The following is a 12002-nucleotide window of genomic DNA, read 5'->3' as shown; positions in this document are numbered from 1 at the left end:
CCGGAGCAGAGGTTTTTCATCAGATTTCACGCCGCGGCGTTACTCTTCTTCATCCACGAGGGTCGCGTCATCCTGATCGCCCTGAAGAGCAGCTTCCGGCCCGTTGAAGCCATAGCCGTCGTTGCCGCCCTGCATCGCGCTGAAGATAGCCATCGCCAGCTCGTTGCTGCACTGGGCATTTTTGCACAGCGCATACTGGGTATCCGGCAGCGGCGGCAAACCTTCCGCCGCGCCCAGCACCCGCAGGTCTGGGCTCATCATCTCGATCGGTCGCGCGGTCACGCCCAGGCCGGCCTTGCAGGCCGCCCGTACCGCTGACAACGTGGAAGCGACGTAGGCGATGCGCCACGGAATGCCCGCCTCATCCAGCTGTTTGATCGCCAGCGCGCGGAACGGGCTGGGCTCGTCCATCACCACCAACGGGATCGGCTCGCCGGCCTGGTAGTGGTAATCGGCGGCGCAGTACCACAGCGTCGGCGAAGTGCGCAGCACGATGTGCGGATGCCCGGCGGGATCGGCCGTGGTGACCGCCAGATCGATCTCGCCCTCTTCCAGCAGATCAACCATCGCCGCGCTGCGCTTCACGCGCACGTCAATGGCCAGTTTGGGGTAGATGGCGGTCACGCGGTTCAACAGGAAAGGCAGGATGGTATCGGCGGTGTCGTCGGAAGCGCCGATGGTCAGAACACCTTTAATATTGTTGTACATCAGCGAGGTACAGGCTTCATCGTTAAAGCGCAGGATCTTCCTGGCATAACCGAGAAGCTGAATACCATGCTCAGTCAGGAGTTTGTTGCGCCCATGGCGGGCAAACAGTTCTTTGCCGACCAGTTGCTCTAATCGCTGCATTTGTTGGCTGACGGCTGATTGAGTACGGCAAACGGCAACGGCCGCCGCCGCAAAGGTATTCAAATCAGCAACAGCAACAAAGGTTCTTAGCAGATCGAGGTCGAGATTAAGTATCGGACGATTTGCAGTTGTCATAGTGTATTCTTCACTTTTTTAAATTCTAATTTACGAACTACTACCCTGGTGTGTTTCTCAGACGCCGTTGAAAAAGGGCGACGCCTGTTATGACAGTACCCCACTCATAAGTGGAGGGCAAAAAAATTACTTATGTTTCGTTACCTCTATCGCTTTTTAAAATGCGATCTATCGATAGTGCTTATAGAACGCGGGGGATTAAATACCGGTGGCAAGGGTTAATTCCCACCGAACCTGAGATTTTACTCATTCATGCAGCCTGATTTCCACTCCATTCGTGCTACTGAGAACCCTTATCAACTGGGGGCTTCAGCGGCGTTACCGCGCAAAAAATATAAATACTTCACGGCGCGGATTTCGTATCCCTACTCAATGAATTTAATAAATTCAATTAGTAAGATTTTCACTCTAAATAATAATCCTATAACCACTTAAACATTGCTTAAGATAAAATATAAAGCAAAGCTAATGTAAATATGGCGTTTTTCTTAGTGTGGTGCGTCACGCGATAACTCGCTATCAGACAACTCCGGTATTATCATTCCTTTACAGTTTATTGCAGCCAATCCTCCCTTGCCGCTTATCAGTCCCCCTGCCGTCTGCCGCGATCGCCAGCCAGCACCCGGTCTTAACCCTCAATTTATCAGAATAAAACCCTAGTAAAATTATAGTTCATGACATTATGAACCACAAACTCACTTTACCTTTGCTTATCATAACTAAAATCCCTCGTTACGACATGCATTTGCACCAAAGGCGTGCAAAACCCTTCAAAAGCAACTACGCCAGGAGTACATTGGGCGGGTTGCGGCGTCCCACGGTAGGAGCGCCCCTATCCCAGCAAAAGGCTCAACTTTTTATGTCCCCCATTGAGAAATCCAGCAAACTGGACAACGTCTGCTATGACATTCGCGGCCCGGTGCTTAAAGAAGCTAAACGTCTTGAAGAAGAAGGCAACAAAGTCCTGAAACTGAACATCGGCAACCCTGCCCCGTTCGGTTTCGACGCCCCGGACGAAATCCTGGTCGACGTGATCCGCAATCTGCCCACGGCGCAAGGCTACTCCGACTCCAAAGGCCTCTTCTCGGCGCGTAAAGCGATCATGCAGCACTATCAGGCGCGCAACATGCGTGACGTGACCGTTGAGGATATCTACATTGGCAACGGCGTCTCGGAGCTGATCGTTCAATCCATGCAGGCGCTGCTCAACAGCGGCGACGAAATGCTGGTGCCGGCGCCGGACTACCCGCTGTGGACTGCCGCAGTGTCGCTGTCCGGCGGCAAGGCCGTGCATTACCTGTGCGACGAGCAGGCCGGCTGGTTCCCGGATCTGGACGACATCATCAGCAAGATCACCCCGCGCACCCGCGGCATCGTGATCATCAACCCGAACAACCCGACCGGCGCGGTTTACAGCAAAGCGCTGCTGGAACAGATCGTCGAGATCGCCCGTCAACACAACCTGATCATCTTCGCCGACGAGATCTACGACAAGATCCTGTATGACGAAGCCGAGCACCACTCGATCGCCGCGCTGGCGCCGGATCTGCTGACCGTGACCTTCAACGGCCTGTCGAAGACCTACCGCGTGGCGGGCTTCCGCCAGGGCTGGATGGTGCTCAACGGGCCGAAAAAGCACGCCAAAGGCTATATCGAAGGGCTGGAAATGCTGGCTTCGATGCGCCTGTGCGCCAACGTGCCGATGCAACACGCCATTCAGACCGCGCTGGGCGGCTATCAGAGCATCAGCGAGTTCATTCAGCCCGGCGGCCGTTTATATGAGCAGCGTAACCGCACCTGGGAACTGCTCAACGACATCCCGGGCGTCTCTTGCGTGAAGCCGCAGGGCGCGCTGTATATGTTCCCGCGCATCGACGCCAAACGCTTCAACATCCGCGACGACCAGAAGCTGGTGTTGGATCTGCTGCTGCAGGAAAAAGTGCTGTTGGTGCAGGGCACCGCGTTCAACTGGCCGTACCCGGATCACGTGCGCATCGTCACCCTGCCGCGCGTGGACGAGCTGGAAATGGCGGTCGGCAAGCTGGGCCGCTTCCTGGAAGGCTACCACCAGTAATCGCCCTGGGGCGCAGCGCCTTGCTGCGCCCTTCCCTCACAGCCCGGTTGCAAAATTCGCCGTCACTGCTTCACAATGGGGCCCTCACTTGCCGTTAAAGAGAGCACCATGAGCCAGAGCCATTTCTTCGCCCATCTGTCCCGCCTGAAACTGATCAACCGCTGGCCGCTGATGCGCAACGTGCGTACCGAGAACGTTTCCGAACACAGCCTGCAGGTGGCCTTTGTCGCCCATGCGCTGGCGGTGATCAAGAACCGCAAATTCAACGGCAACCTCAACGCCGACCGCGTTGCGCTGCTGGCGATGTACCACGACGCCAGCGAAGTGATCACCGGCGACATGCCGACGCCGATCAAGTACTACAACCCGCAGATCGCCCACGAGTACAAAAAGATCGAAAAGATCGCCCAGCAAAAGCTGCTGGATATGATCCCCGCGGAGCTGCGCAACGATTTCCGCACCATCCTCGACGAGCACTACTACAGCGAAGACGAAAAATGGGTGGTGAAGCAGGCGGACGCGCTGTGCGCCTACCTGAAATGCCTGGAGGAGCTGTCCGCCGGTAACCACGAGTTCACCCTGGCCAAGGCGCGGCTGGATAAAACCCTGGAACAGCGCCGCAGCCCGGAAATGGACTACTTCATGGACGTGTTCGTTCCCAGCTTCAGCCTGTCGCTGGACGAAATCAGCCTCGACAGCTCGCTGTAACCCCGCCGGCGCAGCCTGGCTGCGCCGTTAAAAACCGTAGAGCCACGGCACCACGATCACGCTGACTACCATCACCAACAGGGTGAACGGCACGCCGAGACGCACGAAATCGCCGAACTTGTAATTGCCCGGCCCCAGCACCAGCGTGTTGACCGGTGAAGAGACCGGCGTCATAAAGGCGGCGGACGCGGCGATGGCGATAATCATCGCGAACGGGTATGGCGAGACGCCCATTTCGCGCGCGGCGGCGATGGCGATCGGCGCCATCAGCACCGCCGTCGCGGTGTTGGAAATAAACAGCCCGATGGCGGCGCACAGCACGAACAGGCACAACAGCATCACGCGCGGCCCCGCGCCGCCGGCGACATCCATCAACCCGCTGACGATCAAATCGACCCCGCCGGTCTTTTGCAGCGCCTGGGCGAACGGCATCATACCGACGATCAAAATGATGCTCGGCCAATGGATCGATTTATAGGCGCTTTCCATATCGATACAGCGGAACTTGCCCATCAGCAGGCAGGCGATCAGCGCCGCGATCGGGTTGGGGATTTCATCGGTCAGCATCATCGCCACCATCAACGCCAGGCAAAACAGCGCGTGCGGCGCCTGCGTGATGGCCGGCGCCACTTCGTCCACCTCGGCCGGCAGGTTGAGCACGATAAAGTCGTGGGTTTTGGCCTGCAGCTGACGGATCGCCTTCCAGTCGCCGATCACCAGCAAAATATCGCCAAGCTCCAGCGGCTCATCCACCAGTTTGCCCCCCAGCGTCTCGCCGTGGCGGCGGATGCCGACCACGTTCAGATCGTAGCGGCTGCGGAACGCCGCTTCGCGCAGGCTTTTGCCCAGCAGTGCCGAGTCCGGGATCAGCGACACCTCCGCCATGCCGACGTTACGCGACTGTTCAGAGAAGTAGTCGCCGCGCAGCACCATCGGCTCCAGCCTCTGCTCGCCACAGAATTCGCGCAGATCGACCTGGCTGTCCGACATGTCGATCAAGAGTACGTCGCCCTCGCGCAGTTCGGTGCTGCCGGAGGCACTGACCATCACCCGCCGGAAGCGTTTCCAGCGCTCGATACCCACCACGTTGGCGCCATAACGCGCACGCAGATGCAATTCATCCAGCGAGTGTCCGATCAGCGGCGAGGCGCTGCGGATCGCCAGCCGCCGCGCGCGGCCGGTCAGCTTGTAATCGCGGATCAGATCGCGGAAGGTACGGCGCTGCCAGTGGTCGCCGGTTTTACCCGTTTCGCTGCTGCCCAACCAGCGACGGGCGATCAGCATGTAACCGACGCCCAGCGCCAACACCGCCAGGCCAATGGGGGTCACGCTGAAGAAACCGAAACCATGGATGCCTTCACGCACCAATTCGCTGTTGACCACCATGTTGGGCGGCGTGGCCACCAGCGTCATCATGCCGCTGATCAGCCCGGCGAAGCTGAGTGGCATCATCAGCCGCCCCGGTGCGATCTTCATTCTGGCCGTCACGCTGAGCACCACCGGGATAAAGATCGCCACCACGCCGGTCGAACTCATGAACGCCCCCAACCCGGCGACCGTCACCATCAGCAGCATCAACATTTTGGTTTCGCTGCTGCCGGCCACTTTCACCAGCCAATCGCCAACTTGATAAGCCACGCCGGTGCGCACCAGCCCTTCGCCGATCACGAACAGCGCGGCGATCAAAATCACGTTGGGATCGCTGAAACCGACCGTCGCCTCCTGCAGGCTGAGCGTGCCGCTCAGTACGAAGGCGATGATCACCAACAGCGCCACCACGTCCATACGCAGCTTGTTGGTGGTAAACAGCACGATGGCAATCAGCAGTAAACTCAGCACCCACAGTAATTCGCTGTTCAAAACGGCCTCATCCGGCAAATGTCCAAGGGCTTAAAAAATAGCATAAAAAAAACCCGCCGAGGCGGGGTCTAATCAATTAGAGTGAAGATAATGCCGCTCAGACCAGGCGACGGACGATCGCGCCCTGCGCCGTTTTATCGACGGCGATCTGTTCCAGCGAATCCAGCCGCAGGTCGACCTGATCCAGCTTCGGCGCATCCGCCGGCGCGTTAACGGCGATCACCTGGCAACCCGCCGCCAGACCCGAGAGAATGCCGGCCGGCGCGTCTTCAACCACCACGCACTCGTGCGGCGCCAGCCCCAGACGCTCGGCACCCAGCAGATAGGCGTCGGGCTGCGGCTTACCGTGTTTAACCTGCTCGGCGGTGATGAACACCTCCGGCTGCGGCAAACCGCCGGCCTGGCGGCGAGCGCCGGCCACCGGCACCGAGCCGGAAGTGACGATCGCCCAGGGAATGCCGAGCGCGTTCAGGCGATCCAGCAAGGCAATGGCGCCCGGCAGCGCGCGAACGCCGTCGGTATCCTGCGCTTCCACCTGCTCCAGCAGCTGAAACTCGCGCTGAATTTCCGCTTCGCTTTCGCCCGGCATAAAGTGGCGCAGAGAAGTAATGGCCTGTTTACCGTGAATGAAATCCAGCACCGCTTGCGGATTGACGCCGCGGCGTTCGGCCCAGTGCGTCCAGGCGCGCTCTACCGCCGGCAGCGAGTCCACCAGGGTGCCATCAAGATCGAACAGAAAACCCTTACACTCCACAGAAAACCTCTTTTTAATCAAGCATTGATGATTTGCGCTATCTCAACGGCGCTCAAGTGATACTGGCGCGGACAGGCCAGCCAGATCGCCAGCATGCGCTGGTATTTTTCCCACATTTTGGTCTGTGCGTTGAAGCCGTGGCTGCCGGAATCGAAGTGAGTATAGCGCCCCTCGGTGCTGACCAGGAAACGCACGTAGCTCAGGTAACGAGCCTCGGTGGCGGCGTCGAAACCGAGAAACGCCAGGCGGCGCTCGTCCAGATCCTGCTTCTCTTTCAGGTTGCCCCAGGAAACCTGCAGCGCATGGTGCATCTCCATCACGTTGATGATAGTACGGCACACTTCTTCGCTCAGTTCGCCGAAGTCGCGATCCAGCTCGCGCATTTGCAAACCGAAGCCGCGTTCGACGATGGTTTGCAACCGGCGATAACGATCGCCGTTGTCCGGATCGAGCAGGGTCATCATCTTGTACTGGTTCGACAGGATCAGCCGCTGGGCGTTGGTCATTTCCATCAGGATTTCCTCATTTCTGTGTGATGGCGGGAGCATCGCACAGCGCAAGAATGCTGGAAATCACAACTCGACCGTTCTTTGATTTAAACCGGGGTTATTGGCGCTTAGACGAAAAAGGCCGCACAACGCGGCCTTTTTTCATTTACAGATCGTCGAGGAAAGTTTTGTCCAGCTGCTTGAAGGCTCGCTTGAGCAAATCGGCCAACGTCTGATAGGTCGGTGTACCTTCGAGCGGCGCCACCGCCTGCCCGGCTTCCGTCAGCTTGTTGCGCACCTCATGGAACCATTGCAGCAGCGTCGGCGGCAACGGCGTGACCGAACGGCGCCCCAGCCACCATAGCCCCTGCATCGGCAGGCTGCAGGCGAACAGCGCGGTGGCGATAGCCGGGCCGAGCTGACCGCCGAGCGCAATCTGCCAGGTCAGCGTGAAAATCGCCAACGGCGGCATGAAACGGATGGCGAAACGGGTGGCACGCGCAACGCGGTTCTCCGGAAAGACCGGTGCCAGACGTTTGTCTGACGGCCAGGTTTTCATATAATGCTGCCCGCGCTGGAAGACCTGAAACCAGCTTACGGAACCGGACGGTTTGCTCGTCATCGCGTACCTCAACTTCACGTAAAGAGACTAAAAGCGTGCTGTCAGCACACAATACTAAAAAATTTGAAGCTTTAAATTTATTTTGTGTTTGCGCCGGGCTATCGGTATCCTAAGCCGGCCTTGTGGCCGGTAGAAGATGACGCAAATTTTGTCAACTTTTAGCCCTATAAAAATCAAGATTATTTAAACCGCAGAGAAATCTTCGGTTTTTCCATCATCCTGTGATTTGTGCACTTCACATGATGTTAATCATAAATGTCATCGGCACTATGCGCTACGCTTGTTGTCTGATTGACGATTAATTCACCACGTGTTTTCGATTTTCTTTTAACAACACGACTATTTAAGTAGGTACTTCCATGTCGAGTAAGCTAGTACTGGTTCTTAACTGCGGCAGTTCTTCTCTGAAATTCGCCATCATCGATGCCGTTAACGGCGACGAATTCCTCTCCGGTTTGGCCGAGTGTTTCCACCTGCCTGAAGCTCGCATCAAGTGGAAAATGGACGGCGCCAAACACGAAGCTGCCCTGGGGGCCGGCGCGGCACACAGCGAAGCGCTGAACTTCATTGTTAATACTATTCTGGCACAAAAACCAGAGCTTTCCGCGCAGCTGACCGCTATCGGCCACCGCATCGTGCACGGCGGCGAGAAGTTCACCGCTTCTGCCGTGATCAACGACGAAGTACTGCAGGGTATCAAAGATTCCGTGCCGTTTGCACCGCTGCACAACCCGGCTCACCTGATCGGCATCGCGGAAGCGCTGAAATCCTTCCCTAACTTGGCCGACAAGAACGTTGCCGTGTTCGACACCGCGTTCCACCAGACCATGCCGGAAGAATCTTACCTGTACGCCCTGCCGTACAGCCTGTACCGCGACCACGGCGTTCGCCGCTACGGCGCACACGGCACCAGCCACTTCTACGTGACTCAGGAAGCCGCGAAGATGCTGAACAAGCCGGTGGAAGACGTAAACGTGATCACCTGCCACCTGGGCAACGGCGGTTCCGTAACCGCAGTGCGCAACGGCCAGTGCGTTGACACCTCCATGGGTCTGACCCCGCTGGAAGGCCTGGTGATGGGCACCCGCAGCGGTGACATCGATCCGGCTATCATCTTCCACCTGCACGATTCTCTGGGCATGAGCGTTGACCAGATCAACAAGATGCTGACCAAAGAATCCGGCCTGCTGGGCCTGACCGAAGTCACCAGCGACTGCCGTTACGTTGAAGACAACTACGACAGCAAAGCCGACGCCAAACGCGCCATGGACGTGTTCTGCCACCGTCTGGCCAAATACATCGGCGCATACAGCGCGCTGATGGAAGGCCGTCTGGACGCGGTGATCTTCACCGGCGGCATCGGCGAGAACGCCGGCATGGTGCGTGAGCTGACCCTGAACAAGCTGGGCCTGCTGGGCTTCGAAATCGACCACGACCGCAACATGGCCGCTCGCTTCGGCAAATCCGGCGCCATCACCAAAGACGGCAGCCGCCTGGCGCTGGTGATCCCGACCAACGAAGAGTTGGTCATCGCGCAGGACGCATCCCGCCTGACCGCGTAATGCTCTCAAAACACCGTCAGCCCAGGCTGACGGTGTTGTTTTAGCCTCATGTTAATCGTGAAGAGGACTATTCTGTGTCACGTACTATTATGTTGATCCCCACCGGCACCAGCGTCGGCCTGACCAGCGTCAGCCTGGGTGTCATCCGCTCCATGGAGCAAAAAGGCGTTCGTCTGAGCGTGTTCAAACCTATCGCTCAACCGCGCACCGGCGACAACGCGCTCGACCAGACCACCACCATCATCCGCAGCAACTCCACCATCCCGGCGGCCGAACCGCTGCGCATGGACTACGTTGAGGGCCTGCTGAGCTCCAACCAGCAAGACGTGCTGATGGAAGAGATCGTGGCGCGCTACCACGAGAACACCAAAGACGCGGAAGTGGTGCTGATCGAAGGCCTGGTGCCGACCCGCAAGCACCAGTTCGCCAACGCGCTGAACTACGAGATCGCCAAAACCCTGAACGCCGAGATCGTCTTCGTGCTGGCGCTGGGCAACGACTCCCCGGCGCAGCTGAAAGAGCGCATCGAACTGGCGCGCACCAGCTTCGGCGGCAGCAAGAACAAAAACATCACCGGCGTGATCATCAACAAGCTGAACGCACCGGTCGACGATCAGGGCCGCACCCGTCCTGACCTGTCCGAAATCTTCGACGACTCCACCAAAGCCAGCATCACCCACGTCGATCCTGCACAGCTGTTCGCCAACAGCCCGCTGCCGGTTCTGGGCTGCGTGCCGTGGAGCTTCGATCTGATCGCCACCCGCGCCATCGACATGGCTCGCCACCTGAAGGCCCGCGTGGTCAACGAAGGCGACATCATGACCCGCCGCGTGAAGTCCGTGACCTTCTGTGCGCGCAGCATCCCGCACATGCTGGAACACTTCCGCCCAGGCTCCCTGCTGGTGACTTCCGCAGACCGCCCTGACGTGCTGGTCTCCGCCTGCCTGGCGGCGATGAACGGCGTGGAAATCGGCGCCATCCTGCTGACCGGCGGCTACGCCATCGACGAGCCGATCAAGAAACTGTGCGAACGCGCCTTCCAGACTGGCCTGCCGGTGTTCATGGTCGACACCAACACTTGGCAGACCTCGCTGAGCCTGCAGAGCTTCAACCTCGAAGTGCCGGCGGACGACCACCAGCGCATCGAGAAAGTGCAGAACTACGTGGCCAGCCACATCAACACCGAGTGGATCGACTCGCTGACCGCCACCTCCGAGCGTTCACGCCGTCTGTCTCCACCGGCGTTCCGTTACGAGCTGACCGAACTGGCGCGTAAAGCCGGCAAACGCATCGTGCTGCCGGAAGGCGACGAGCCGCGCACCGTGAAAGCGGCGGCCATCTGCGCCGAACGCGGCATCGCGGAATGCGTGCTGCTCGGCAACCCGGACGAGATCCAGCGCGTCGCTGCGGCGCAAGGCGTTGAGCTGGGCAAAGGCATTGAAATCGTCGATCCGGTCGCCGTGCGTGAAAACTACGTGCCGCGTCTGGTTGAGCTGCGTAAGAGCAAGGGCATGACCGAAGTGGTCGCGCGCGAGCAGCTGGAAGACAACGTGGTGCTCGGCACCCTGATGCTGGAACAAGGCGAAGTCGACGGTCTGGTCTCCGGCGCGGTTCACACCACCGCCAACACCATCCGTCCGCCGTTGCAGCTGATCAAAACCGCACCGGGCAGCTCGCTGGTGTCCTCCGTGTTCTTCATGCTGCTGCCTGACCAAGTGCTGGTCTACGGCGACTGCGCGATCAACCCGGATCCAACCGCCGAGCAGCTGTCTGAAATCGCCATCCAGTCTGCAGATTCCGCCGCAGCCTTCGGCATCGAGCCGCGCGTGGCAATGATCTCCTACTCCACCGGCAACTCCGGTGCGGGCAGCGACGTAGAGAAAGTGCGCGAAGCGACCCGTCTGGCGCAGGAAAAACGCCCGGATCTGATCATCGACGGCCCGCTGCAGTACGACGCCGCCATCATGGCCGACGTTGCCAAGTCCAAGGCACCGAACTCACCGGTGGCCGGCCAGGCGACCGTGTTTATCTTCCCGGATCTGAACACCGGCAACACCACCTACAAAGCGGTACAGCGTTCCGCTGACCTGGTCTCCATCGGGCCGATGCTGCAAGGCATGCGCAAGCCGGTGAACGACCTGTCGCGCGGCGCACTGGTTGACGATATCGTCTACACCGTCGCGCTGACGGCGATCCAGTCTTCCCAGGCTGACGCTGCCGCCGCCAAGGCCTGATCCCCTTCGGGTTAGGTGATAAAAAACGCCGGTCATTGACCTAATGCCAGTCAGTTAAACCTGACTGGCATTTTTTATCCCATCTCTGTACGCGCCGTGCAAGAGGAATTGCCGTCAATATCCCGCATTTCTCTGATGCCGTAGTGAACGGCAATTGTAGGGGCCGAAGGCGCGGCCCCTACACCCGCGCCTTCGCTTAACACTGTCTGCCCGCGATGCGGGTACCCTCGCCGCGCCTGCGCTGTCGGGCGGGTCGGCTACGACAAACGTCCCTGTTAGTCTCGCCTCAACCGGCCTTCCCTGGCCGGTTGCCCCTGACAGCGCCGTCTTGCTCGGCAGCCAGTGATGCGCGCCAGGGGCAACACCAGAATCGGCCGCCACCGGGCTATTCATTCTGAAAGACAGTGAAAAGAGTGGGATAAGCAGGGTGTTGGGCGCCCTTGAAGACGTCGAACGCAGGCGCGACGCATAGGCGAAACCGTCAGGGACGGCGGTTTCAGGCGAGACAGGCAGGGACGCCTGTCGTAGCCGGCCGTGATGCGGCGCGATGAAGTGAGAGCCGTTGGCGCAGCCAACCGTCTGATAGGGCAAAGGCGCGGGTCGCCAGGGGCCGCGCCTACGGCCCCTGGCTCGGTCGAGGCGCGTAAGCCGCATGGCGCACCTCGCCTTTATCGACCGAAAACGTCACGAGCATCTGCAGAAAAAGGCTAAGTGAC

9 protein-coding genes are annotated in these 12002 nt (G+C 59.1%); 4 read left to right on the top strand and 5 right to left on the bottom strand.

All coding sequences use genetic code 11. The features are described from left to right. Nucleotides 1-39: 39 nt before the first annotated feature. Nucleotides 40-984, bottom strand: a complete 945-nt coding sequence (lrhA, locus tag BHU62_RS14095) for a transcriptional regulator LrhA (RefSeq protein ID WP_073532565.1) — start codon at nt 982-984, stop codon at nt 40-42. 859 nt (nt 985-1843) lie between these two features. On the opposite strand from lrhA, the gene BHU62_RS14090 reads away from it, so the two are divergent. Next, nucleotides 1844-3058 carry a pyridoxal phosphate-dependent aminotransferase gene (locus BHU62_RS14090; protein ID WP_073532564.1) on the top strand — a complete coding sequence of 405 codons (1215 nt, stop codon included), beginning with the start codon at nt 1844-1846 and terminating at the stop codon, nt 3056-3058. A gap of 108 nt (nt 3059-3166) precedes the next feature. Next, entirely contained in the window at nt 3167-3766 is a 600-nt protein-coding gene (yfbR, locus tag BHU62_RS14085; protein ID WP_073532563.1) for a 5'-deoxynucleotidase, read from the top strand. A 27-nt stretch (nt 3767-3793) separates the two neighbouring features. Here yfbR and BHU62_RS14080 read toward each other — a convergent pair whose 3' ends face one another. From BHU62_RS14080 to yfbV, 4 genes are all read right to left on the bottom strand, one after another. Next, nucleotides 3794-5626, bottom strand: a complete 1833-nt coding sequence (locus tag BHU62_RS14080) for an SLC13 family permease (protein ID WP_078062069.1) — start codon at nt 5624-5626, stop codon at nt 3794-3796. A gap of 97 nt (nt 5627-5723) precedes the next feature. Further along, nucleotides 5724-6380 (bottom strand): sugar phosphatase, encoded by a 657-nt coding sequence (locus tag BHU62_RS14075; protein WP_073532561.1) that lies wholly within the window; start codon nt 6378-6380, stop codon nt 5724-5726. A gap of 17 nt (nt 6381-6397) precedes the next feature. Continuing rightward, nucleotides 6398-6892: a YfbU family protein gene (locus tag BHU62_RS14070; protein ID WP_016926898.1), complete on the bottom strand. Its 495-nt coding sequence runs from the start codon at nt 6890-6892 to the stop codon at nt 6398-6400. 142 nt (nt 6893-7034) lie between these two features. Then, on the bottom strand, nt 7035-7490 hold the full coding sequence (gene yfbV / locus BHU62_RS14065) for a terminus macrodomain insulation protein YfbV (RefSeq protein ID WP_004936061.1): 456 nt from the start codon (nt 7488-7490) through the stop codon (nt 7035-7037). 359 nt (nt 7491-7849) lie between these two features. Here yfbV and ackA point away from each other — a divergent pair, with 359 nt between their 5' ends. Continuing rightward, the gene (gene ackA / locus BHU62_RS14060) at nt 7850-9052 is read left to right on the top strand and encodes an acetate kinase (protein WP_073532560.1); all 1203 of its coding nucleotides are present in this window, start codon (nt 7850-7852) and stop codon (nt 9050-9052) included. Nucleotides 9053-9126: 74 nt separating this feature from the next. Then, nucleotides 9127-11286, top strand: a complete 2160-nt coding sequence (gene pta / locus BHU62_RS14055; protein WP_073532559.1) for a phosphate acetyltransferase — start codon at nt 9127-9129, stop codon at nt 11284-11286. Nucleotides 11287-12002 lie beyond the last annotated feature (716 nt).

This window comes from Serratia marcescens (assembly GCF_001902635.1).
Taxonomy (GTDB): Bacteria; Pseudomonadota; Gammaproteobacteria; order Enterobacterales; family Enterobacteriaceae; genus Serratia; species Serratia marcescens_F.
The sequence above is the reverse complement of the archived record's forward strand: the minus strand, read 5'-3'. Positions and strand labels throughout refer to the sequence as shown.